This window comes from Rhizobium sp. Root1203 (assembly GCF_001424945.1).
Lineage (GTDB): Bacteria > Pseudomonadota > Alphaproteobacteria > Rhizobiales > Rhizobiaceae > Rhizobium.
On record NZ_LMCW01000016.1, the window covers coordinates 50521 to 72286 of the forward strand.

Annotated in this window: 23 protein-coding genes and 1 tRNA gene; 14 read left to right on the forward strand and 10 right to left on the reverse strand. The window is 61.4% G+C overall.

What is annotated here, in order from left to right; translation table 11 throughout:
- The first annotated feature begins 35 nt into the window (after nucleotides 1–35).
- Together ASC97_RS17975 and ASC97_RS17980 are read left to right on the forward strand one after the other, a co-directional pair.
- Nucleotides 36–368, forward strand: coding sequence for a hypothetical protein (locus ASC97_RS17975; protein ID WP_082530048.1), 333 nt, complete (start codon nucleotides 36–38; stop codon nucleotides 366–368).
- On the forward strand, nucleotides 358–606 hold the full coding sequence (locus ASC97_RS17980) for a hypothetical protein (protein ID WP_244481518.1): 249 nt from the start codon (nucleotides 358–360) through the stop codon (nucleotides 604–606). Before ASC97_RS17975 ends, ASC97_RS17980 begins: the two co-directional genes overlap by 11 nt.
- Nucleotides 607–664: 58 nt before the next feature.
- On the opposite strand, the gene ASC97_RS17985 is transcribed toward ASC97_RS17980, so the two are convergent.
- Together ASC97_RS17985 and ASC97_RS17990 are read right to left on the reverse strand one after the other, a co-directional pair.
- Nucleotides 665–749: transfer RNA gene (locus ASC97_RS17985), tRNA-Leu, on the reverse strand.
- Nucleotides 750–871: 122 nt separating this feature from the next.
- Nucleotides 872–2170, reverse strand: a complete 1299-nt coding sequence (locus tag ASC97_RS17990) for an MFS transporter (protein WP_057469721.1) — start codon at nucleotides 2168–2170, stop codon at nucleotides 872–874.
- A gap of 128 nt (nucleotides 2171–2298) precedes the next feature.
- On the opposite strand from ASC97_RS17990, the gene ASC97_RS17995 reads away from it, so the two are divergent.
- The gene (locus ASC97_RS17995) at nucleotides 2299–2874 is read left to right on the forward strand and encodes a TetR/AcrR family transcriptional regulator (protein ID WP_057469722.1); all 576 of its coding nucleotides are present in this window, start codon (nucleotides 2299–2301) and stop codon (nucleotides 2872–2874) included.
- 66 nt (nucleotides 2875–2940) lie between these two features.
- Here the strand turns inward: ASC97_RS17995 and ASC97_RS18000 are convergent, their stop codons facing one another.
- Nucleotides 2941–3921, reverse strand: a complete 981-nt coding sequence (locus tag ASC97_RS18000) for an aldo/keto reductase (RefSeq protein WP_057469723.1) — start codon at nucleotides 3919–3921, stop codon at nucleotides 2941–2943.
- A gap of 181 nt (nucleotides 3922–4102) precedes the next feature.
- Here ASC97_RS18000 and ASC97_RS18005 point away from each other — a divergent pair, with 181 nt between their 5' ends.
- Nucleotides 4103–5755, forward strand: coding sequence for an AMP-binding protein (locus ASC97_RS18005; protein ID WP_057469724.1), 1653 nt, complete (start codon nucleotides 4103–4105; stop codon nucleotides 5753–5755).
- Here the strand turns inward: ASC97_RS18005 and ASC97_RS18010 are convergent.
- The 5 genes from ASC97_RS18010 to secA all read right to left on the reverse strand — a co-directional run bounded on the left by ASC97_RS18010 (nucleotide 5730) and on the right by secA (nucleotide 13218).
- Nucleotides 5730–7007, reverse strand: coding sequence for a GNAT family N-acetyltransferase (locus tag ASC97_RS18010; protein ID WP_057469725.1), 1278 nt, complete (start codon nucleotides 7005–7007; stop codon nucleotides 5730–5732). The genes ASC97_RS18005 and ASC97_RS18010 overlap by 26 nt on opposite strands.
- A 4-nt stretch (nucleotides 7008–7011) precedes the next feature.
- Nucleotides 7012–8424 (reverse strand): lipopolysaccharide biosynthesis protein, encoded by a 1413-nt coding sequence (locus ASC97_RS18015; protein ID WP_057469774.1) that lies wholly within the window; start codon nucleotides 8422–8424, stop codon nucleotides 7012–7014.
- Between the two features lie 122 nt (nucleotides 8425–8546).
- Complete coding sequence (locus ASC97_RS18020; RefSeq protein ID WP_057469726.1) at nucleotides 8547–9665, reverse strand: D-alanine--D-alanine ligase family protein; 1119 nt, start codon at nucleotides 9663–9665, stop codon at nucleotides 8547–8549.
- Nucleotides 9666–9699: 34 nt separating this feature from the next.
- Complete coding sequence (locus ASC97_RS18025) at nucleotides 9700–10320, reverse strand: C39 family peptidase (protein WP_057469727.1); 621 nt, start codon at nucleotides 10318–10320, stop codon at nucleotides 9700–9702.
- A gap of 183 nt (nucleotides 10321–10503) precedes the next feature.
- The gene (gene secA / locus ASC97_RS18030; RefSeq protein ID WP_057469728.1) at nucleotides 10504–13218 is read right to left on the reverse strand and encodes a preprotein translocase subunit SecA; all 2715 of its coding nucleotides are present in this window, start codon (nucleotides 13216–13218) and stop codon (nucleotides 10504–10506) included.
- A 245-nt stretch (nucleotides 13219–13463) separates the two neighbouring features.
- Here secA and ASC97_RS18035 point away from each other — a divergent pair, with 245 nt between their 5' ends.
- From ASC97_RS18035 to ASC97_RS33105, 6 genes are all read left to right on the forward strand, one after another.
- Nucleotides 13464–14348 (forward strand): peptidylprolyl isomerase, encoded by an 885-nt coding sequence (locus tag ASC97_RS18035; protein WP_057469729.1) that lies wholly within the window; start codon nucleotides 13464–13466, stop codon nucleotides 14346–14348.
- A gap of 117 nt (nucleotides 14349–14465) precedes the next feature.
- A complete protein-coding gene (gene argJ, locus ASC97_RS18040; RefSeq protein ID WP_057469775.1) occupies nucleotides 14466–15707 on the forward strand; it encodes a bifunctional glutamate N-acetyltransferase/amino-acid acetyltransferase ArgJ in 1242 nt (413 codons plus the stop codon).
- The gene (locus ASC97_RS18045) at nucleotides 15688–16497 is read left to right on the forward strand and encodes a GNAT family N-acetyltransferase (RefSeq protein ID WP_057469730.1); all 810 of its coding nucleotides are present in this window, start codon (nucleotides 15688–15690) and stop codon (nucleotides 16495–16497) included. The genes argJ and ASC97_RS18045 overlap by 20 nt, the downstream gene beginning before the upstream one ends.
- Nucleotides 16494–16907, forward strand: coding sequence for an 8-oxo-dGTP diphosphatase MutT (gene mutT / locus ASC97_RS18050; protein WP_057469731.1), 414 nt, complete (start codon nucleotides 16494–16496; stop codon nucleotides 16905–16907). The genes ASC97_RS18045 and mutT overlap by 4 nt, the downstream gene beginning before the upstream one ends.
- Nucleotides 16908–17030: 123 nt before the next feature.
- Nucleotides 17031–17348 (forward strand): hypothetical protein, encoded by a 318-nt coding sequence (locus ASC97_RS18055; RefSeq protein WP_057469732.1) that lies wholly within the window; start codon nucleotides 17031–17033, stop codon nucleotides 17346–17348.
- Between the two features lie 58 nt (nucleotides 17349–17406).
- Complete coding sequence (locus tag ASC97_RS33105; protein ID WP_082530049.1) at nucleotides 17407–17577, forward strand: Flp family type IVb pilin; 171 nt, start codon at nucleotides 17407–17409, stop codon at nucleotides 17575–17577.
- A 21-nt stretch (nucleotides 17578–17598) separates the two neighbouring features.
- On the opposite strand, the gene ASC97_RS18060 is transcribed toward ASC97_RS33105, so the two are convergent.
- A complete protein-coding gene (locus ASC97_RS18060; RefSeq protein ID WP_057469733.1) occupies nucleotides 17599–18483 on the reverse strand; it encodes a methyltransferase domain-containing protein in 885 nt (294 codons plus the stop codon).
- A 101-nt stretch (nucleotides 18484–18584) separates the two neighbouring features.
- Between ASC97_RS18060 and ASC97_RS18065 the strand changes: the two genes are divergently transcribed.
- From ASC97_RS18065 to ASC97_RS18080, 4 genes are read left to right on the forward strand one after another with little or no spacing between them, the layout of a single operon-like run.
- The gene (locus ASC97_RS18065; RefSeq protein WP_244481519.1) at nucleotides 18585–19337 is read left to right on the forward strand and encodes a ComF family protein; all 753 of its coding nucleotides are present in this window, start codon (nucleotides 18585–18587) and stop codon (nucleotides 19335–19337) included.
- 33 nt (nucleotides 19338–19370) lie between these two features.
- Nucleotides 19371–19628, forward strand: coding sequence for a glutaredoxin 3 (gene grxC, locus ASC97_RS18070; RefSeq protein ID WP_057469735.1), 258 nt, complete (start codon nucleotides 19371–19373; stop codon nucleotides 19626–19628).
- Between the two features lie 9 nt (nucleotides 19629–19637).
- Nucleotides 19638–20495 (forward strand): carbon-nitrogen hydrolase family protein, encoded by an 858-nt coding sequence (locus ASC97_RS18075; RefSeq protein ID WP_057469736.1) that lies wholly within the window; start codon nucleotides 19638–19640, stop codon nucleotides 20493–20495.
- Complete coding sequence (locus ASC97_RS18080; RefSeq protein ID WP_057469737.1) at nucleotides 20492–20920, forward strand: DUF1178 family protein; 429 nt, start codon at nucleotides 20492–20494, stop codon at nucleotides 20918–20920. The genes ASC97_RS18075 and ASC97_RS18080 overlap by 4 nt, the downstream gene beginning before the upstream one ends.
- Nucleotides 20921–20922: 2 nt before the next feature.
- On the opposite strand, the gene ASC97_RS18085 is transcribed toward ASC97_RS18080, so the two are convergent.
- On the reverse strand, nucleotides 20923–21678 hold the full coding sequence (locus ASC97_RS18085; RefSeq protein ID WP_057469738.1) for an SDR family NAD(P)-dependent oxidoreductase: 756 nt from the start codon (nucleotides 21676–21678) through the stop codon (nucleotides 20923–20925).
- Between the last annotated feature and the right edge of the window lie 88 nt (nucleotides 21679–21766).

Below are 21766 nucleotides of genomic sequence, written 5' to 3' on the forward strand. Positions count from 1 at the left end.
CCAAACCCTAGCCCTACACCGAAAGGAGGACCTTGATGTCTTCCGACGTGGATACGAAATACCTCTCAGGCGACGATCTTGATTTCCTGCACGGCATCCTTGCGGATGCGGGATATTCGGGCGACGACGCCGCGCTCGAAGAGCCAGGCACAACGGGCGTCGCTGCCAACTTGCTGATCCGGCTGTTCCAGGAGGGCGTCACAAGCCATGACGACCTCACCTTGCAGCTCGAGCATCACTTCGGACGCTTCGTGCAGGTCAGGAAGAGTTCGATTTCTCCTTTCCATCGCTATGCAATTCAGGGGCTTCCGATGAGACTTCGGAAACGTCCCGCACGGCTGCCACGCGAGAGCAAGAATGGACATTGAGGCGCCAAGTTTTGATGCCGATGATGCGTTGCGCAGCGGCGACTGCCGCCGCGTATTCGATCAGGCGGCCAGAGCACTTGTGCTCGAGGCCATCCAAGCCGGTTGGCGCGAAAGCGAGTCTGCGATGGCGCTCGCAGATGCTGCCGACCGCTATGTGATGTACGTCGCCACCATGCCTCGCAATGCCCCCATGGCTGCAAACAGCAACCTGCTTCCGACCGCCGGCTGCGGGGTATAACAAGCGGTCTTTGAGACCCTTGTGGCCGCCTATTCAAAATCGATCTGATGTTCGTCGGTGGTGCCCCATGCCGGAGTCGAACCAGCACTTCTTTCGAAACTCGATTTTGAGTCGAGCGCGTCTACCAATTCCGCCAATGGGGCAACGGATACCGACGAGGCGGGTGTCTAACATGCGTTTGCCGGGGCGCGCAAGACGGCCGGTGAAGTTATCGGACTGATTTGATGGAGCTTCCGACCGAAGGCCTTCGGTCGGAAGCCGCGGTTCAATGTGCGATGGCGGAGCCGGGCGCGACCAGGCCGGGCTTCTTCAGCGTAATCGCGAGAACGGATGCGAGCAGGCAGAATGCGCCGGCGATGAAGAAGGCGGGCAGGTAGCTCGACAGTTCGGTTCGCGACAGACCTGCGCCATAGGCGGCTGTGGCCGCACCCAACTGGTGACCGGTGAAGATCCAGCCGAAGACGATCCCCGCCTTTTCTCGCCCAAAACGGTCCGCGGCGATCTTCACGGTGGGCGGAACTGTGGCGATCCAGTCGAGGCCGTAGAAGACAGCGAAGATCGACAGGCCGTAGAAGCTGAAATCGCTGAAGGGCAGGAAGAGCAGGGACAAGCCGCGCAGACCGTAATACCAGAAGAGCAGCCAGCGATTGTCGAAGCGGTCGGAAAGCCAGCCCGAGCCGATGGTGCCGAAGAAGTCGAAGATGCCCATCACTGCGAGCACGCTGGCGGCTGCCACAGGCAGAATGCCGAAATCGCCGCAGAGCGTCACGAAGTGGGTCTGGATCAAGCCGTTGGTGCTGAGGCCGCAGATGAAGAAGGTGGCGAAGAGGATCCAGAAGGTAGAGGTTTTCGACACGTCCCTGAGCACGGTGATCGGCGTGGCGAGCATTGTCAGCAGATCGGACTGCGCCGGCGGCGGCGGCGTGACGTTTTCTTCGCCGAAGGATGGCAGGTTGAGATCGGATGGACGGTCGCGCATGAAGCCCAGAACCACCAATGCCGCGAACATGATCATGCCGCAGACGAAGAAGACGGTGGCGCGCCATCCATAGCGTTCTGTCAACTCCGCCATGAAGGGCAGGAAAACGAGCTGGCCTGTCGCGGAGCTTGCCGACAGCATGCCGACGACGAGACCGCGGTGCCTGGTGAACCAGCGGGCGGAAACCGTTGCTGCAAGCACCATCGCCGTCAGGCCGGTGCCGAGGCCGACAACGACGCCCCAGAGGAGAAGCAGTTGCCAAAGCTCGGTCATGAACAGCGAGCCGACGAAGCCGCTGGCAATCATGATCATGGCGAAGACGATGACCTTGCGGACGCCGAAATAGTTCATGAAGGCGGCCGAGAAAGGGCCCATCAGACCGAAGAGGAGCAGGCGCACGGCGAGCGCAGACGAGATCTGCGACGTTTCCCAACCGAATTCGTCCTGCAACGGCTTGATGAGCACGCCGGGCGCGCCCATGGCGCCGGCTGTCACGAGCATGGTGACAAAGGTCGCTGCGACGACAACCCATCCGTAGTGGATGTTGCGCCGCGCCAGCGAAGAGGCAAGTGCAGTGGAGACCATTGGGCTATTCCGTTTGGGGGTTGTCGGAAATGGGTATAGCAAGCCTTTAGATGACGATCATCATATTTGTTGATTATTGATGATGGACGTCATATAAATTGTCAAGCAGCTATTTTGCGGAGAACCAAATGCGGGTCAGCCGAGAGAAATTTGCCGAAAACCGGGAGAAGATCCTGCAGGTCGCCGGCGTGCTCTTTCGCGAGAATGGATTTGACGGTATCGGCGTCGCCGAAATTATGAAGGCCGCGGGGATGACGCATGGCGGCTTCTACGGGCATTTCGAATCCAAGGAAGATCTGGCGCTCGCGGTCAGCCGCGACCTGATCGAGAAGGTCAAGATCCGCTGGAACGAGATCGTATCAGCCGCTCCGGACCGGCCGCTCGATGCGTTGGTCCGCCACTATCTCGCGCGGTGCAGCGTCGACGATCCGGGCGGCAGCTGCGTCTTTGCCTCGCTGGTACAGGAGGTGAGCCGCAGCCGCGGTGCGGTGCGCGAGACGTTCAACGACGGGCTGTCGGCGCTTGTCGACATCCTCGCCGGGATCGTCCCGGGCGAGACGGTCGAGGAGCGGCGCGACAAGGGGTTCACGACGCTTTCTGCGATGATGGGGGCCGTTATCCTGGCACGCGCCGTCGAAAGCCGCGAGCTTTCCGACAGCTTTCTGTTCACGACGCGTGATGAGCTTTTAAGGGCGAAAAGCTAGCCGCGTCGGGCGATCAGGCCACTGATTTCAACGGCTGCGACAAAAGCACTCCTGTTCCATCTAGCTCTATTTGAAGCCCTCGATTCGCTGGGGAACATAGGGCTGTTCCAGTGCCGCAACATCTTCGGGCGCGAGCCTGACGGAGAGGGCGCCGACGGCATCGACCAGGTGGTTTGGCTTGGAGGCGCCGATGATCGGCGCCGTGACGGCGCTTTTCTGCAGGATCCAGGCGGTGGCGATCTGTGCCCGGGAAACGCCATGCTTCTGCGCCAGTTCGCCAACGATGCCGATGATCGTTCGGTCGGCATCTTCGGCCTGATTGTAGAGTGTCTTGCCGAACTCGTCGGTCTCGCTGCGCGTCGTCTTTTCGTCCCATGCCCGGGTCAGGCGGCCACGTGCCAGCGGACTCCATGGGATTACCGCGATCTTCTGGTCCTGGCAGAACGGAAGCATCTCCCGCTCTTCCTCGCGGTAGAGCAGATTGAGGTGATTCTGCATGCTGACGAACGGTGTCCAGCCATTTGCCCGCGACGTGTACAGCATCTTGGCGAACTGCCAGGCATACATAGAGGATGCGCCGATATAGCGGGCCTTGCCGGCCCTAACGACATCGTGCAGGGCTTCCAGCGTCTCTTCAATCGGCGTCGAATAGTCGAAACGATGGATCTGGTAGAGATCGACATAGTCGGTGCCAAGGCGCCTCAGGCTGTTGTCGATCTCGTCGAATATAGCCTTTCGCGACAGACCGGCACCATTGGGACCGGGCCGCATGCGGTTGAAGACCTTGGTGGCGAGCACGATGTCGTCGCGCCTGGTGAAGTCCCGGATCGCACGGCCGACTATCTCCTCGGAAGAGCCGTCGGAATAGGTGTTGGCCGTATCGAGGAAATTGATGCCGAGGTCGATCGCCTGTCTGATCAGCGTGCGGCTCTCTTCCTCGCCGAGTGTCCAGCTGTGGTTGCCACGGTCCGGCTCGCCGAATGTCATGCAGCCGAGGCAAATCTTCGACACCTCCAGCCCGGTACCGCCAAGTTTTAAATAGTCCATGAACCTGCTCCGTCACGATCGCTATCCCGGCGCTTCTCTTGATCTAGGGCGGCAATCGCCAAAATATCAGTGATCCGGTCGAAGATTATTCGGCACGCCAATGCAGGAGGGCAGTTCGGTTGCGTGCTTGCGCGCGCGGTGCACAAGGTGTTAGCTGCTGCAGCATAATCGGATCTTGCCTATGAAACTGCCGCCGCGCGATCGCTATGACGATCTCTATCGCGATTTTGCCTGGACCGTCCCGGACGATTTCAACATCGGCCGCGCTGTCAGCGACGACTGGGCCGAGCGGGCACCGGACCGCATCTGTCTTGAGCATTTCAGTCCTGATGGCAACCATCTTTCAATGACGTATCGTGAGCTCGCCGACCGCTCCTCGTCACTTGCCAATGCGCTTGTCTCCCTGGGTTTCAGGCGCGGGGACCGCATCGCATTGCTCCTGCCGCAATCGTTCGAGACGGTGATCGCGCATGTGGCGATCTACAAGATGGGCGCAATCGCGGTGCCGCTTGCGCTGCTTTTCGGCGTCGAGGCGCTGGAATACAGGCTCAGAATTGCCGGTGTTGCGGCTGTGATCACCAACAGCTTCGGGCTTGAGCGAATTCGGCAGATCAGAGAGCGGCTGCCCGATCTGGTATCCGTCATCAGTGTCGACGGCAGTAATGATGCGTTGTCCTTTGCCGGGCTGGCTGAGGCTCATCCGCCTGTTTTCGACGTTGCGGCGACCGGGCCGGACGAGCCGGCGCTGATGATCTTCACCTCAGGCACAACAGGGCCGCCGAAGGGCGCGCTGCACGGCCACAGGGTGCTGGCCGGCCACATCCCGGGCATGCAGTTTGCACATGAGGGGTTTCCGCAACCGGGCGACAAGATGTGGACGCCGTCGGACTGGGCGTGGGCGGGCGGCCTGCTGAACGCGCTGCTGCCAAGTCTTTTGCTCGGCGTTCCGGTGGTCTCGTCGCCGGCGCAGAAGTTCGATCCCGACATGGCCTATCGCATCATGGCCGAGATGAAGGTGCGCAACGGTTTCATTCCGCCGACTGCGCTTCGCCTGATGAAGGCGGTGTCCGATCCGCTTGCGAAGTACGATCTTGTGCTCCGGACGATCGGTGCGGCCGGCGAATCGCTGGGCGCGGAGACCTACGATTGGGTCAGGCGGACGCTCGGCATTGAGGTCAACGAGTTCTACGGCCAGACGGAGTGCAATTTTGTGCTGTCGTCGAGCGCTGCCATGGGTGTCAGCAAGGCGGGCGCCATCGGCCGGCCGGTGCCGGGCCACCGCGTTGCCGTTGTAAACGGCAGCGGCGAGGAGCTGGCTGCCGGGGAGGCGGGTCAGATCGCGGTCAGGCGCCCCGATCCGGTGATGTTTCTCGGCTACTGGAACGATCCGGCGGCGACGCAGCGCAGGTTTGTCGGCGACTGGCTGCTGACCGGCGATATGGGCCGGCAGGACACAGAGGGGTTTGTTACCTTTCTCGGCCGCGACGACGACGTCATTACCTCGTCCGGATACCGGATCGGGCCTGCCGAAATCGAGGACTGTCTGAGCGGGCATCCGGCAGTGCAGCTCGCGGCCGCGGTTGGCAAGCCGGATCGGCTGCGTACGGAGATCGTCAAGGCCTATGTCGTTCTCGTGCCGGGCTTCGAAGCGAGTTCAGGGCTCGCCGCCCAGATCCGCGACTGGGTGAAGATGCGGCTTTCCATGCATGAATATCCGCGCGAGGTCGAATTCGTCGACGAGCTGCCGCTGACGACGACAGGCAAGGTTATCCGCCGCCTGCTGCGGGAGCGGGCGGCCGCGGAGGCCGCTATCCCCGCTTGGCGAGCGACATGATTTTCTGGCGCAGCATCTTCGCGACATTGCGGGTGCTGCTGTACATGTGAAGCTGGGCTGCGACCTGGCGCACATCGCGGTCGCCGTTTTGCGACAGGCCAATCACCACCGTGCCCATGTCCTCACGCTCCCGCCAGAAGCGGCTCATGATCGGATGATCGGGGACGGCGCAGGAATCGGAGCGCACGATGTTGGCGTCGTCGAGATGCCATTCCGTCAGCTCTCCCATCAGCAGCTTGCCCGGGGAATATCGCGCGTAGGATTCGTCATAGGCGGTCTTCCACGTATAAGCCTCGCCGCCCATCATCAGCACCACCGTCGAGGCGATTGCCCGGCCGTTGAAATCGATGCTGTGTATACGCACCGCATCGATGGCTGCAAGGTTGGAGATCGCCTCGCGGGCGAAGGCTGTGTGATAGCGGTCGGTGACGAGTGCACTTCGCCTCTTGCCCTTCCAGCCGCCGCCTTCGAGCGCGAGGAACTCCTCGAAGCGCGTGCGGATCTCGTGCGGTTGGCGCGCGACGCTGTAGGCGACTGTGCCCTTTTCCTCCAGCAGACGCCACTGCCTGCGCATCTCGCGCATGTGGGAGGAAGAGACGGCCTTGCCAAGATAGACCGTGGCATCCTCGTCGCTCTGCAGCATCGGCCGCTGATAGGGATTGGTGATCGTGATCGGAAGGTTGCGGCTGATGGCGACCGCACGCGCCATGCGAGCGAAGATACCGTTCAGCCGCAGGTCGGGAAGCACGAGGATCCGCGGCAGCCGCAGATCGCTGGCCGTCAGGCCCTCCAACAGATTGTCGAGCGTTTCGGCAGCGTCCTCGGTGTCGACCAGCGGCGTGCCCAGCGGTGCGAAGCTGTTCGACCAGACACGGATGATGGACGGGCCGACGGCAAAGCCGGGCTTTTCCACGGAGAAGGGCATCAGGACGCGCAGGCGGCTTCGGTTGTCGCCCCGGTCGCGCAACAGTGCGAAGTCGACCTGCCGGTCGTCCAGTCGCGGCATTGCCGGCGCAAGAAAACGGCCGGTGAAAAAGACGTTGGGTTCCAGCGCGCGATTGGAGAGAAAATCCAGTTCGTCCTGAAGCTCATAACCGAGCTTTCCGGAATATACGCAGAGTTCGCGTCCGGGCCTTCCGATGTCGATGCGTGCTTCGGCCCGCGGCGTATCGAAATCCAACGCGGCAAGCTCGTGAACCATCCGGTTGGCGGTCGCATCTGTCGTCTGGGTAACGGGGGGATTGCGCACCATTCTGTCAGGCTTCCATGTCTTTATGCGTACCGGCCGATTTGGCGAAGGCGAAGAGGGCGATGCCGAGCGCCCGGCGGACCGCAAGGTGCAGGAGCACAGCTTCGACGCCCATGGCCGTTGCGGTTGCAACCGCCGCGCCTTCGATGCCGAAGCGCGGAATGAGGAGAACGTTGAGACCAACGCTGGCCAGCAGGGCGCCGGCGTAGAGCAGGGCACAGATATTCTGCTTGCCGGCCATCATCAGCAACGTCTCGGCAGGCCCTACCAGCGCCTTGGCGAGGATGCCGGCCAGCAGGATCGCCATCAGAATGTAGCCGGCTGTGAAAGCGGCGCCGAACAGCGATAGCAGAAGATGGCCGGCGGCGAGAACCGTCAGCCCGACGGCGAGCGCCGGCCAGAACGTCCATTTCGCCGCATCGATAGCCGCGGCGGCCAGTTCGGAGCGCGTGCCTCCAGCTATGATGCTGGAAAAGCGCGGGCCGGAGGCGGCCTTGACGGAAAAATTGATGAAGTGAACAAGCGACATCGTCTTGGCGGCGGCGAAGTAGATTGCAACATCGTGCGGCTCCAGGAAGATGCCGACCACGACGACGTCGGAGCTGGTCAGCAGGAAACTGACACCTTCAATCAGGAACATCGGAAATGCGACGCCGAGCCATCCGAGGAAGTCGACCTTGCGCGGGCCCGCATGAAAGTGGCGGCGAAGACGCACGAGGGTCGCCAGATGCTGTCCGATTGTCGTCACGTAGGTGGCGACGAGTGCCGCCTGCATGGCGGTGACCGCCGTGTGCGGCGCACCGAGGGCGATCGCGGCCAGCATGAACAGAATGATCAGGACGGGGCGGATGATATAGGCCGGGCTCAGCGCCATGACCGGCCAGTGGTTGGCGCGCGATGTGCCTTCGAGGATGTCGCTGAGCGCGATCATCGGCATGGCGAACAGGCCGAGGAAAATGGGAACGACGTAGTAGCTGTGGATCCTGTCGCCGAAGAGGTGCAGCGCGATCATGCCGACGGCAAGCATGCCGGTTCCCGACAGCAGGCCGAAGATGCGGGCGGTTCCGGTCAGGCCGCGAATTTCTGCGAGGGCGCCCGCCGCCTTGTAGTGCGGCAGGAAACGGACGATGGCGGTGTGGAAGCCAAGACAAGACAGATCGCCGAAGACAACGATCAGCACCCAGACGAATACGAAGATCCCGTATTCGTACTCGCCCATCAGGCGGGCGAGGGCGATCTGGGAGACGAAGGCGAGCGCCGCGCTGATGATGCGGATCGAGAATGCGGTCAACGCCATGCGCCGGGCAACGGCTTTTTCGCCATGCTCGGTCAAAAGCCCCGCAAGCATGCGCAATGCGCGGCCGCCCGAGGGGCGCAACCCCGCTGGCAACATTTTTTCAGCTGTCTCGATGACCGCCATCATGAACACGCAAAACTCTCTGGCAAATCGTGCACTGAGTAGTGCCAGAACAGCGTTAAGAAACGGTTGTGGCCGCGGATAACTCCTTAATCGTTGGCGGCGCCAGACGCATCCGGTCCTGCTCAACGACTGGCGCGGGCAAGCGCGTGGTCGATCAATCGATCGATGATCTCGGGATAGGGGACACCACTCGCGGCCATTGCCTTGGAATACATGCTGATATCGGTAAAGCCGGGGATCGTGTTGAGTTCGTTGACGATGAACCTCATGTCGGCGGTAAGGAAAAAGTCGACACGCGCCATGCCGTCGCAGCCGAGCGCCTTGAACGCCAGCCCGGCGGCCTGCCGGATCTCATCCTCGACCTCCTTCGGCAATTGTGCCGGAACCCTCAGAACGGCGCCGCTCTCATCGATGTATTTCGCTTCGTAGCTATAAAAGCCGTGGCTCTCCGAGGGCGCAATCTCGCCCGGCAGAGAAATGAATATGCTGCCGTCGGCATGCTCCAGCACGCTGCATTCGACCTCCCGTCCGCGAATGAACTCCTCGGCAAGCAGCTTGCGGTCGTACTTGAAGCCTTCGGCCAGCGCGGCGGCGAAGTCCTCGGCCCTCGTTACCTTGCTGACGCCGACTGAAGAGCCCTGGCGCGCGGGCTTGATAAAGATCGGGAGGCCGAGTGTGTCGACCAGGTCATCAAAGGACGGCGTGTCGCCGGCGTGAATGCAGACCGATCTTGCCACCGGCAGGCCTGCATCCCTGAGCAGCCGCTTGGCGATATCCTTGTCGATGGCGGTTGCCGAGCCCAGTATGCCGCAGCCGGCGAGAGGCACGCGGGCGACCTCGGCCAATCCCTGTATCGAGCCGTCTTCGCCGTGCATCCCGTGCAGGACCGGGAAAAGGATGTCGATGCGCGGCAGCTCGAATGCGGGTACCCCTTCTGAGATGGCGATCAACCGGCCGAAGCCGCCCGGCAGCAGGCAAAGCTCCGTTGCGCCCCCCATCGTTGCGGCGGTCGACAGATCCGCCGTCGGATCCAGCATCGTCCAACGTCCGTCTTTCGTGACATAGACCGGGACCACGTCGTAGCGTTCCGGATCGAGCGCTTTCAGGACATTTGTAGCCGAGAGGATCGACACATCGTGTTCCGGCGACCGGCCGCCGAACAGAACCGCCACGCGCCGCCGCGGAATTGCCGATCGGTCCGCGTTGTCGTTCGGCTTTGCGTTCGGAAATGTGCCCGTCATGAATAGTGCCCTCAATCTTTCCCGGTTCGGATGCTCAGAGTGTTATGGCGATGCCGCGATTGGCGAAGAAGCGGTCGAAGTTCGACACCGGCAAGGCGACATTCGCCTGGCTGTTCCGGTCATGGCCGGACGGGTTGTGAAAACGGATGATGTCCGGGCTTGCGTCCGTGATGAGGACGAGATGCCCGCCTTTTGACGGCGGCTCTCGGTCGGGCCAGCGAATCTGGCTGTTCACCGAGGCTATGAAAAATGTCCTGCTCTGGAGAAGCCCGGGGAGGTCGCTTGTCGGAAGACCGGTGATCGTCTCCGCCTTGAGACCGAATGTCTCGGCAACGAATGTGACGAACGGCGCGTAGATCAGGCCCTTGATGGAGCGATCGGCTTCATTGACCACATAGCCACCGAAGGCGGTGCAGGCCCTGGCAAGGTCGATGGTCCGGTGAATTTCGCCGCGTGCGGCCAGGACCATCTTCAGGCACGCCATGCCGCAGATATTGCTGGCCCAGTGGGCATATTCCTCCGCCGTTTCCGCGCCGGATTCCCGCCAGAGTGGATCGTCGAGGAGGGCCGATGCGCCTTGCGTGACGACCGGCATGGTCATCGCCGGCGTTTCCCACTGGCTGAAATAGGGTACCGCTAGGGTGTCGGCTCTCATGAAATCCCTCGGCAATCAATCAACTATGCCCGTAAGCTCGGCGAACAAAGCGACGCTTTTGCGGCTGAAAAATGTACCGATTGAGATGTTATGATTGCGCGAATACCGGCGCGGTCCGGAAACGAAAAAGCCCCCGCAACATCTCCGTCGCGAGGGCCTCATCCTAACGTAATCAAGCCGGCCTTAAGCCTGTTCGAAAGCGCCGTGGCAATGCTTGTACTTCTTGCCCGAGCCGCAGGGGCAGACCTCGTTGCGGCCGACCTTGCCCCACGTGGAGGGGTCATCCGGATTGCGGCTTTCCGGGGCGACAATAACTTCAGAAGCCTGATAGGTCGGCGCGAAGTCGTCTTCGCCGGTATCCGGGTCGAAGTGATGGGCCTGCATCAGAGGTGGTTCCGGCTCGGCCGGAGCCTGCTGCACGAGTTCGACACGCATCAGCTGGGCAGTGACGGCCTGGCGGAGATTGTTGAGCAGTGACGTGAAGAGTTCGAACGCTTCCGACTTGTATTCCTGCAATGGATCGCGCTGGGCGTAGCCGCGGAAGCCGACTACCGAGCGAAGATGGTCGAGGTTGACGATGTGTTCGCGCCACAGGGCATCGAGCGTCTGCATGACGATCGAGCGCTCGACATAGTGCATGATGTCGTCGCCGAAACGTTCTGCCTTCTCGGTGAAGAGCGCGTTTGCGGCTTCGGTGAGACGTTCGCGAATATCGTCTTCGCCGATGCCTTCTTCCTTGACCCAATCCTCGACCGGCAGGTCGAGATTGAGCAGCGCGCTCGTCTGTTCCTTCAGGCCGACGGCATCCCACTGTTCGGCGTAGGCGCGCTCGGGGATGTGCTTCTCGACCAGGTCTTCGATTACCTCACGGCGCATGTCCGAAACGGTCTCGGAGATATTGGTCGATTCCATGAGCTCCAGACGCTGTTCGAAGACCACCTTGCGCTGGTCGTTCAGAACGTCGTCATATTTGAGCAGGTTCTTACGGATGTCGAAGTTGCGGGCTTCGACTTTCTTCTGCGCGCGCTCCAGAGCCTTGTTGATCCAGGGGTGGACGATTGCCTCGCCCTCCTTGAGACCCAGCTTGGTCAGCATGCTGTCCATGCGGTCGGAGCCGAAGATGCGCATCAGGTCGTCCTGAAGCGACAGGTAGAACTTCGAACGCCCCGGGTCGCCCTGACGGCCAGAACGACCGCGCAGCTGATTGTCGATACGGCGGCTTTCGTGGCGTTCGGTGGCGATGACATAGAGACCGCCGGCGGTAATCGCCTTCTGCTTCAGTTCCTTGATTTCCTCGACGATGGCAGCGATCCTGGCGTCACGCTCGGGGCCGGGCTCGACTTCGCCGAGCTCGCGTTCGATCCGCATGTCGAGGTTGCCGCCGAGCTGGATGTCGGTACCACGACCCGCCATGTTGGTGGCGATCGTGACGGAACCCGGCACGCCGGCCTGGGCGACGATATAGGCTTCCTGCTCGTGGTAGCGGGCGTTCAGGACCTGAAAGTTCTTGAAGCCCTGCTTGCGCATCATCTCGGCGAGCAATTCCGACTTCTCGATCGAGGTGGTGCCGACGAGAACCGGCTGGCCGCGCTTCTGGGCCTCGGCGATCTCGGCAATAATCGCCTTGAACTTTTCTTCGAAGGTCCGGTAGACCTCGTCGTCCTCGTCGATACGCTGGATCGGCAGGTTGGTCGGCACCTCGATGACGTCGAGGCCGTAGATGTTGCCGAATTCTTCCGCTTCCGTCTGCGCCGTACCGGTCATGCCGCCAAGCTTGCCGTACATGCGGAAGTAATTCTGGAAGGTAATCTGCGCCAGCGTCTGGTTTTCCGGCTGGATCTTGACGTGTTCCTTGGCTTCGAGGGCCTGATGCTGACCTTCCGAATAACGGCGACCCGGCATCATGCGGCCGGTGAATTCGTCGATGATGACGATTTCATCGTTGCGGACGATGTAGTCCTTGTCGCGCTGGAACAGCTTGTGGGCCTTCAGCGCGTTGTTGACGTGGTGGACGATCGCGACGTTCTCGATGTCGTAGAGCCCCGTGCCCTTCAGCAGTCCAGCGTCGCGCAGCAGGTTTTCCAGCTTCTCGGTGCCTTCCTCGGAGAAGTTGGCGGAGCGCTGCTTCTCGTCGATCTCGTAGTCGCCTTCGGCGAGCAGCGGTATATAGGCATCGATCGTGTTGTAGAGATCGGAGCGGTCGTCCAGCGGTCCGGAGATGATCAGCGGCGTGCGCGCCTCGTCCACCAGGATCGAGTCCACTTCGTCGACGATCGCGAAGTTGTGGCCGCGCTGGACCATCTGGTTCTTCTCGTACTTCATGTTATCGCGCAGATAATCGAAGCCGAGCTCGTTGTTGGTGGCGTAGGTGACGTCGCAGGCGTATGCGGCGGCGCGCTCCTCGTCCGAGAGGCCGTGGACGATAACCCCGGTCGTCAGGCCGAGGAAGCCGTAGACCCGGCCCATCGTGGCGGCGTCGCGCTGCGCGAGATAATCGTTGACGGTGACGACGTGCACGCCCTTGCCCGACAGTGCGTTGAGGTAGACCGGCAGCGTCGCAACGAGCGTCTTGCCTTCGCCGGTCTTCATTTCGGCGATCGCGTTCGAATGCAGGATCATCCCGCCGACGAGCTGTACGTCAAAAGGTCGCATGCCGAGAACGCGGCGCGAGGCCTCGCGAGCGACGGCGAAAGCCGGGACGAGGATGTCGTCCAGCGTCTTGCCTTCCGCCAGCAGCCTGCGAAACTCGACCGTCTGGGCAGCGAGCTGCTCGTCGGACAGCGCCTTCGTCTTTTCTTCAATCGCATTGATTGCGTCGACGTTCGGCTGGAAGGACCGCACGCGGCGATCGTTGGCAGAGCCAAATATTTTGCGGGCTATACCGCCAAAGCTGACCATATGACTGGTCCTTTCTCAATATACTTCCCCGGCTTTTCTTATCCGCGGCCCGGCCGAAATTCAGGCGCACGTCTCGAAACGCCAGGAAACTGTTCTGGACGCGAGGTTGCGTGACAGATAAGAGGGGGGTCGAATGATGTCAACGGATTTGGCTGATATAGAAAGGCCACATTCCGGTGTTGATGGCTGTTTCAGGCTGGATTCACGAAGTTGAAGCCGGTGGTTTAACTGTGAAGGGTTATTTGATGTTGAACTACAACAAAATCGCCGTCGTGGCGTTCGCAACATTTGTTGCGTTCCAGGCACCGGTCCGCGCTGAAGACAAGCCGGATGCCGTGGTTGCCAAGGTCGGCGATGTCGAAATTCATCAGTCCGAGCTGGACCTGGCTGTCGCCAATCTCGACCCGCAGCTCGCACAGCTTCCCGACGATCAGAAGAAGGTTGCAGCCTTGTCTGCGGCAATCGACGTCAAGCTGCTCGCCAAGGATGCGGCCGCCGAAAAGCTCGACCAGTCCGCCGAGTTCAAGAAGCGCATGCAGTATCTCGCCGATCGCGAGCTGCACAACGCCTACTTCAAGAAGCATGTCGTCGATACGGTCACCGACGACGAAGTGAAGGCGCGCTACGACAAGGAAGTGGCTGCGCTGCCGAAGCAGGAAGAAGTGCACGCTCGCCACATCCTGGTGAAGACCGAGGATGAAGCCAAGGACGTCATCAAGCAGCTCGACGCCGGCAAGGACTTCGCTGAACTCGCCAAGGAAAAGTCCACCGACCCGAACAAGGCGGACGGCGGCGATCTCGGCTATTTCACCAAGGGCCGCATGGTCAAGGAATTCGAGGAGGCCGCTTTCACCCTCGACAAGGGCACATACTCCAAGACCCCGGTGAAAACCGATTTCGGCTATCACGTCATCAAGGTCGAGGATAAGCGGGACGCACCTCCGCCGGCGTACGACCAGGTCAAGGACCAGGTTCGTCAGCTCGTCATGCGCGACAAGTATCTTGCCCTTCTCGCCGCAGCGAAGGAAAAGTCCAAGGTCGACATCACGGACGAGGCCCTTCGGAAGGGCTACGAAGATGCCAACAAGCAGCCGCAGCCGGGCGATGCGCCCGCCGCGCAGCCGCAGTAGTAACATCGATCCAGGGCCCGGTTCTTCCGGGCCCTTCACTATCTTCTGTTGTCGCATCTCCTGACGGCGAACCGATTTCCATTCGCCCGGGGAATGCTCCTAGCCAGGTCGATCATCATGTCCGGTTCCGTTTCTCCGCTCGCCCCGAAATCCTTTGCCTCCATGCCCGCCGTCCGCGGCGTTCGCATGGCTACCGCTTCCGCGGGGATCAAGTACAAGAACCGGACCGACGTTCTGATGATGGTGTTCGACAAGCCGGCGGCCGTCGCGGGGGTCTTCACCCGCTCGAAGTGCCCGTCCGCTCCTGTCGATTTCTGCCGTGCCAATCTGCCGCACGGCACGGCCCGTGCAGTTGTCGTGAATTCCGGAAATGCCAACGCCTTTACCGGCATCAAGGGCCGCGAGGCCACAGCGCTGACTGCGAAATCCGCCGCTGCGGCCGTCGGCTGCAGCGAGCGCGAGATCTATCTCGCTTCGACGGGTGTGATCGGCGAGCCGCTCGACGCGACCAAGTTTTCAGGCGTTCTGGATACGCTCCATGCCGACGCGACCGGGGACTTCTGGTTCGAAGCCGCCAAGGCCATCATGACCACCGATACCTATCCGAAAGTCGCCACCCGCAGCGCGGAGATCGACGGGGTCGGGGTTTCGATCAATGGCATCGCCAAGGGCGCGGGAATGATCGCGCCCGACATGGCGACGATGCTGTCGTTTGTCGTCACCGATGCTGATATCGCGCCCGCCGCACTGCAGGCAATGCTGTCGGCCGGGGTAGATCCGACCTTCAATTCGATGACGGTCGACAGCGACACGTCGACATCCGATACGCTGATGCTGTTTGCCACGGGTGCGGCGGCCGAAGATGGCCAGCTGCGGGTCGAGGCGGCCGACGATCCGCGCCTCGGCTCATTCCGTGCAGCGCTCAACGATCTTCTCAGGGATCTCGCCCTGCAGGTCGTTCGTGACGGCGAAGGCGCCACCAAGATGCTCGAGATTACGGTGACTGGCGCCGAAAGCGATGCCGCCGCCAAGAAAATTGCACTCTCGATCGCCAATTCGCCGCTGGTCAAGACAGCGGCAGCCGGCGAGGACGCCAACTGGGGCCGTATCGTGATGGCTGTCGGCAAATCAGGCGAAATGGCCGACCGCGATCGCCTTGCCATCTGGTTTGGCGATGTGCGCGTTGCTGTCAACGGCGAACGCGACGCGGGCTATTCGGAGCAGGCTGCCTCCGACGTGATGAAAAATCAGGACATTCCGGTGAAAGTCGAGATCGGTCTCGGCAACGGTAAGGCGACTGTCTGGACCTGCGACCTCACAAAGGAGTATGTCGCCATCAATGGTGACTATCGGAGCTGATCGTCCATTGACCGAAGCATTCCCCAAGAAGGCAAATCTGCCGCTGGTTCGCAGGCTCGAGGCTGTCGGGTTCCGGGCCTGGCCGGCCTCATCCGTTCAGTACGACGGCAGCTGGCAGGTACGATTGACAGCCGGACACCCGTCGAACAGGCTGAATTCCATCGTGCCGCTCGACCCCTCCGATCATCGCGACGTCGAAATCCGCCTCGCCAAGGCCAGCCGCAGGTTCGAGGCATATGGTCGCCCGGCCGTCCTGCGCCAGACACCACTCGCATCGCCGGTACTGGTCGACCTCGTCAGGGCCGAGCAGTGGACGCACTTCGACGAGACGATCGTCATGACCTGCGACCTGGCACACGCGGAACTGCCCGACACGCTCGATCATCTTCCGACGCATGATATCGGCCGTTTCGTCGACGCCAATCTGGCGACCGATCAGGTGTCTCCAAAGCTGAAGCCCGCACTTGCCGAGGTCATCAATGCGATCAAGCCGCCGTCGGGTCTCTTCATGATCGAGGATCCGCAGACGGGGCCTCTGGCGACTGTTCTCTGCGTTCAGGACAACGATCTGGCAGGCATCATGTCGCTTTCGGTCGCTGAAGGGCGCCGGCGCGAAGGGCTCGGCCTGGAAATTCTGACGTCGGCGTTGCGCTGGGCCCGCATGCGCAGTGCCCGCTCAGCCTGGCTACAGGTCAAGGCGACCAACGCGCCGGCACTGGCCCTGTACGAACGCCTCGGCTTCCGCGAGGCCTATCGTTACTCCTACTGGCGGCGGGAGCTATCGCAATGAGCGAGACGGAGCGAAGCATCCTGCTCGTCGTGGCGTGCGCGCTGATCGATTCCGACGGGCGAATTCTCCTAGCGCAGCGCCCCGAAGGCAAGTCGCTCGCGGGTCTCTGGGAGTTCCCGGGAGGCAAGGTAGAGCCGGGCGAAACGCCCGAGGAAACGCTCGTGCGAGAACTGCACGAGGAACTGGGGATCACCACCAAGATTGCCTGCCTGGCGCCGCTCAGCTTTGCCAGCCACACGTACGAGAAATTCCATCTGCTGATGCCGCTCTATGTGTGCCGGCGATACGAAGGAATCCCACACGGGAAAGAGGGCCAGGCCATCAAGTGGGTGAAGCCGCAGGCGCTGCGCGACTATCCCATGCCGCCCGCCGACGAGCCGCTCATCCCGGTTTTGCAGGACTTACTTTAGCAGTGTCTGCAATAAAGTCGCGGTCGTGCCGATTTGGCTGTGGATATTAATCGATCGTTTAACACCTTCTGACATAGATCAGCCTCAATCAAGCAACTGGCGTGTGTGTAGAAGGCTTGACGCATGGACGACGATTTCTGGAAAGCAGTTCGGGAAAAAGAACAAGCTTCGGCTGCCTCGCGCAAGACGGGGGCGCTGAACATTGCGTTGCTGTTCGGCACAGCCGTCGTGGCACTGACATTGATCCTGACGCCGATGCTCGCCGACAAGTCGAAATCCAGCGTATTTGCCAGCGCACCATCCGAATTCGATTCGATCACGACAGGCTCGATCCCGAAGACGGAGAACGGCAAGCGCTATACCATCCGCCGCAGCGTCCTCCAGGAAACGCCTGGTTCCGTCTGCGTCGTTCAGGGATACGGTAGCGGAGTTGGCTGCTGACGGCGCCCAGCACGGGCACGCGGACTAAATGAGCAATTGCTTGGTGCAAAGGACGGCGATGCGAATTCTGAGGGCAATTTTCGCAGACATCGACGGCGCAACCGCCATCGAGTACGGCCTGATCGCAGCGGTCATATCAGTCGCGCTTTTGGCGGGCATGGGCGTGCTCAGCAACAACATCAGCAATGTGTTCCTGGGCATCAGCAACGAGATGCATCTGCGCAACTGACACCGCCCAGAAAGACTCGCCTCACTGCTTGAGCTTGTGCTCCTCGACCTTCAGCGCGTCGGCAAGCCTGACCTTGGCCGATCCCGGTCGGAGTGGCTTCTGCTGGCTTTCGTGCGGCGCCCAACCCGAGACATAGATGATCGAGAACGTCGCCCTGATGCGACCGTCTGGATCGGCATAGCGCTCGGCGTAGATCTCCGCCGCCCTGAGGAAGAATGCCCGCGTCAGTGGTTTGCGGCTGCGTTCGGCCAGTGGATTGCTCATGCCCATTGCCCGCAAATCGCGCATGAGCGGGAAGATCGAATCGTACCGCACCGTATAGGTTTCGGCATCGATCACCGGAAGGGCAAAGCCGGCACGCTGCATCAGTCCGCCGACATCACGCACATCGGCAAAGGGGATGACGCGCGGGCTTGCGCCGCCGGTCATCTCGATCTCGGTCGCAAGCAACACCTCCCGAAGTTCCTGCAGGGTGCCTGCGCCAGGTATGGCGGCCAGGAACAGGCCGTCCGGCTTCAGCGCGCGACGAATCTGGATGAAGATCCCCGGCGTGTCGTTGGTCAGGTGCAGGCTGAGCGGGGCAAGCACCAGATTGGCCGATTGCGGCTCGAGCGGAATCGTCTCGATGGGCGCCTCGATGAATGTGTCGTCCGCCTCGGCACGCGTCCGTTCGCTTTCGACCCTCGTCAGGCTGGCAATCTTTCCGGTCGCTTTCGCTGCACGGGCGGCTGCGCCCGTTGCGCCATGCAGTTCGACGGCGTGTTCGAAGGTTCGCTCGACGACGGCGAGACGCTCTCCGAGCTCTTCGGCCGCGATATCGAGCAGGAATGCCGCTTTCGGATCGTTGTTGCTCAATGCGCGATGCCTGTTCGCCGCGATCCGGGCCTTGTCGAAAATGATATCCATGAACCGAGTCCATAATCCCGCCGGACCGGTGCGGCAAGGCGATTTTCCTGCGACGGGAAACGGGCTAGTCTGTCGCCATGGGGTTGTGCGGGTTTGGACGATTGCGGAGGCTGGAACGAACGCTGCTGCTGCGGCCGCTGGCGTTCGTCGTCGATCTCGTCTATCCGCCCGGATGCGCCTTCTGCGGCGTCGCGACCGGCAGGCACCGCGGCCTGTGTCCGAAGTGTTGGTCCGCCCTGCGGTTTATCGAGCGGCCCTATTGCGAGGTCCTCGGCGTCCCGTTCTCGCATGATCTGGGTCCGGGCATACTGAGCGCCGAAGCAATCGCCAATCCACCGCCGTTCGACAGGCTGCGGTCGGCGGCCTACCATGACGATGCGGTCCGCAATCTCGTGCATGGCTTGAAGTACCGCGATCGAACCGATCTCGCACCGATGATGGCCGTCTGGATGCTCAGGGCGGCGGACGGGACGATCGAACGCTGCGATGCGATCCTGCCGGTCCCTTTGCATCGGACGCGTATGTTTTCGCGCAAGTTCAACCAGGCGGCGGAACTCGCGCGGCATATGGCGCAGCAGTCGGACAAGCCGTTCCTGCCGGGCACGTTGCTGCGCATCCGGCGTACACGCCAGCAGGTGGGGCTTGGCGCAAGAGCACGAGAAGACAACGTACGCGGGGCGTTCGCCGTCGCAAAGGGACACGAAGGTGATGTCGCCGGCAAACGGCTTGTGCTTGTGGACGACGTCTACACCACCGGCGCCACGGTTGCTGCCGCCGCCAGGGCTCTTCGCAAGGCCGGCGCCGCCGACATCACGGTTTTGACCTTTGCAAGGGCACTTTCAGAAACTATATGACGGAGGGAATACGTGCATTTTTCTGGAGCCAACATGGTACCCGTCACGATCTATACGCGCCAAGCCTGCGGCTACTGCAGCCGGGCAAAGTCCTTGCTCACCGGAAAGGGTGTGGACTTCCTGGAGCACGATGCGACGTTCTCGCCGGATCTCCGGCAGGAGATGATCGGCAAGTCGAATGGCCGCACGACCTTTCCGCAGATATTCGTTGGCGAACAGCATGTGGGCGGGTGTGACGATCTCTTTGCGCTGGACCGGGCAGGCAAGCTCGATCAACTGCTCGCAGCTTAGGGAAAATCGATGACCTTCAGGGCTGCCGCCATTCAAATGTGCTCGGGCGTGGATCCCGAGCGAAACGCTGCCGCAATGGCCCGACTCGTGCGCGACGCGGCCGCGAGGGGCGCGACTTATGTGCAGACGCCCGAGATGACCGGCATGCTGCAACGCGACCGTGCGGCGGCCAAGTCTCTGCTGCGGGAAGAAGCCCACGACATCATCGTCGGCACCGGCGCAGAACTCGCCAAGGAACTTGGCATCTACATGCATGTCGGTTCGACGGCGATTGCGCTTGACGGCGGCAAACTTGCCAATCGCGGCTATCTCTTCGGCCCGGACGGCAGGATCCTCAATCGATACGACAAAATCCACATGTTCGACGTCGACCTCGACAATGGCGAGAGCTGGCGCGAAAGCGCTGCGTACCGGCCTGGAACGGAGGCACGGGTACTGTCGCTGCCTTTTGCCGAGATGGGTTTTGCCATCTGCTACGACGTGCGGTTTCCAGCGCTCTTCCGTGCTCAGGCCGTTGCCGGGGCAGAGGTGATGACGGTGCCCGCCGCCTTCACCAAACAGACCGGCGAGGCGCATTGGGAAATCCTTCTGCGTGCCCGTGCGATCGAGAACGGCGTGTTCGTCGTAGCCGCCGCGCAGGCGGGGCTGCATGAAGACGGGCGCGAGACATTTGGCCATTCGATGATCATCGATCCATGGGGCAAGGTGCTGGCAGCTGCCGGGCCTGCCGGCGAAGCGGTGATTGTCGCCGAGATCGATACGTCGGCGGTGAAGGCTGCGCATGACAAGATTCCGAACCTTGCGAATGCTCGGGAGTTTTCCGTAGAGAAGGTTGCGGGGGCCGCCACAGGAGGCGTAGCCGCTTGATCCGTTATTCGCTTCGTTGTGAAAACGCACACGAATTTGAAGGCTGGTTTTCCGAAAGTGCGGATTTCGAGCGTCAAGTCGAGTCTGGTTTTCTGACCTGCCCAGTGTGCAGTTCCCCTTCCATTTCAAAGCTGCTGATGGCGCCGTCCGTTGCCACTGCGCGCAAGAAGAGCGAGATGCAGACGCTTGCGATGGACACGATGCGGCGTGAAGCCTTCCTGAAGCTCAAGGAGGCCGTGTCCACCATCAAGGCCAATTCCGAGGACGTCGGCACACGTTTTCCGGAAGAGGCACGCAAGATCCACTACGGTGAAGCCGACGCCCGCGGCATCATCGGCCAGACGACGCCTGACGAAGCCCAGGCCCTGCTTGAAGAAGGCATCGAGATTGCCGCGCTGCCGGTGCTTCCGGATGACGTGAATTAGCCTTAGTGAGCGCTATAGGCTCCGTCGACCAGATGGCAGCTTCCAGCGATAAAGCTGGCCTGTTCCGACAACAGGAAACACACGAGGGCGGATACCTCTTCCGGTGTTCCGCGGCGGGCCATTGGCTGCAGTGCCATCATCCGTCGCGTGCTTGCGACCTCCGTATGCTCCGAGAGAAGCGGCGTTTCGATCCAGCCGGGGGCGACAGCGTTGATCCGGATGCCCAGTCGCGCATATTCCATCGCCGCAACCTTCGTCAGCCCGACTATCCCGTGCTTGGCCGCCGTATAGGCAGGGGCCGTCGGCAATCCGACAGAGCCAAGAACGGAGGACATGTTGACGATGGCCCCTCCACCCTGCCCGAGCATGGCGGCGATCTCGTATTTCATACAGTAGAAGACGCCATTCAGATTGACGTCTATCACTTTCATCCAGTTGTCGAGCGGGTAGTCGGAGGTCGCCTTCCGGACGCCGTCGACCCCAGCGTTGTTGACTGCCAGATGCAGCCCGCCACATTCCCGGACGGCGAAATCGACAAGCCTTTCAACGGCGGCAGCGTCGGTGACATCGACAACGAAGTCGCGCGCCTTGCCTCCTTGTGAGCGAATCTCGGTTGCGATGGCGTTCGCTGTTCCGGCGTCGACGTCGGCGACGATAACCTCAGCGCCTTCGTCCGCAAGCTGCCGCGATATGGCCGCGCCTATTCCAGACCCGCCACCCGTCACAATCGCGACTTTCCCTTCGAAGTCGAATTTCATTTTTATCCTTGCTCCCCCATTGCGATACAATCGAGCAGAGGCCGACGCATACTGCAATAAAATTCATTCGTAGCCCACAACAGAGAAT

What these genes read in the sequence shown, in the direction of transcription:
- grxC (WP_057469735.1), top strand. Translation starts at nt 19,371, where the DNA reads ATGGTACCCGTCACGATCTATACGCGCCAAGCCTGCGGCTACTGCAGC.
- ASC97_RS17975 (WP_082530048.1), top strand. Translation starts at nt 36, where the DNA reads ATGTCTTCCGACGTGGATACGAAATACCTCTCAGGCGACGATCTTGAT.
- ASC97_RS17980 (WP_244481518.1), top strand. Translation starts at nt 358, where the DNA reads ATGGACATTGAGGCGCCAAGTTTTGATGCCGATGATGCGTTGCGCAGC.
- ASC97_RS18000 (WP_057469723.1), bottom strand. Translation starts at nt 3,921, where the DNA reads ATGGACTATTTAAAACTTGGCGGTACCGGGCTGGAGGTGTCGAAGATT.
- ASC97_RS18010 (WP_057469725.1), bottom strand. Translation starts at nt 7,007, where the DNA reads ATGGTGCGCAATCCCCCCGTTACCCAGACGACAGATGCGACCGCCAAC.
- secA (WP_057469728.1), bottom strand. Translation starts at nt 13,218, where the DNA reads ATGGTCAGCTTTGGCGGTATAGCCCGCAAAATATTTGGCTCTGCCAAC.
- mutT (WP_057469731.1), top strand. Translation starts at nt 16,494, where the DNA reads ATGAGCGAGACGGAGCGAAGCATCCTGCTCGTCGTGGCGTGCGCGCTG.
- ASC97_RS18060 (WP_057469733.1), bottom strand. Translation starts at nt 18,483, where the DNA reads ATGGATATCATTTTCGACAAGGCCCGGATCGCGGCGAACAGGCATCGC.
- ASC97_RS33105 (WP_082530049.1), top strand. Translation starts at nt 17,407, where the DNA reads ATGCGAATTCTGAGGGCAATTTTCGCAGACATCGACGGCGCAACCGCC.
- ASC97_RS18035 (WP_057469729.1), top strand. Translation starts at nt 13,464, where the DNA reads ATGTTGAACTACAACAAAATCGCCGTCGTGGCGTTCGCAACATTTGTT.
- ASC97_RS17995 (WP_057469722.1), top strand. Translation starts at nt 2,299, where the DNA reads ATGCGGGTCAGCCGAGAGAAATTTGCCGAAAACCGGGAGAAGATCCTG.
- argJ (WP_057469775.1), top strand. Translation starts at nt 14,466, where the DNA reads ATGTCCGGTTCCGTTTCTCCGCTCGCCCCGAAATCCTTTGCCTCCATG.
- ASC97_RS18020 (WP_057469726.1), bottom strand. Translation starts at nt 9,665, where the DNA reads ATGACGGGCACATTTCCGAACGCAAAGCCGAACGACAACGCGGACCGA.
- ASC97_RS18055 (WP_057469732.1), top strand. Translation starts at nt 17,031, where the DNA reads ATGGACGACGATTTCTGGAAAGCAGTTCGGGAAAAAGAACAAGCTTCG.
- ASC97_RS18075 (WP_057469736.1), top strand. Translation starts at nt 19,638, where the DNA reads ATGACCTTCAGGGCTGCCGCCATTCAAATGTGCTCGGGCGTGGATCCC.
- ASC97_RS18085 (WP_057469738.1), bottom strand. Translation starts at nt 21,678, where the DNA reads ATGAAATTCGACTTCGAAGGGAAAGTCGCGATTGTGACGGGTGGCGGG.
- ASC97_RS18025 (WP_057469727.1), bottom strand. Translation starts at nt 10,320, where the DNA reads ATGAGAGCCGACACCCTAGCGGTACCCTATTTCAGCCAGTGGGAAACG.
- ASC97_RS17990 (WP_057469721.1), bottom strand. Translation starts at nt 2,170, where the DNA reads ATGGTCTCCACTGCACTTGCCTCTTCGCTGGCGCGGCGCAACATCCAC.
- ASC97_RS18005 (WP_057469724.1), top strand. Translation starts at nt 4,103, where the DNA reads ATGAAACTGCCGCCGCGCGATCGCTATGACGATCTCTATCGCGATTTT.
- ASC97_RS18045 (WP_057469730.1), top strand. Translation starts at nt 15,688, where the DNA reads ATGGTGACTATCGGAGCTGATCGTCCATTGACCGAAGCATTCCCCAAG.
- ASC97_RS18015 (WP_057469774.1), bottom strand. Translation starts at nt 8,424, where the DNA reads ATGGCGGTCATCGAGACAGCTGAAAAAATGTTGCCAGCGGGGTTGCGC.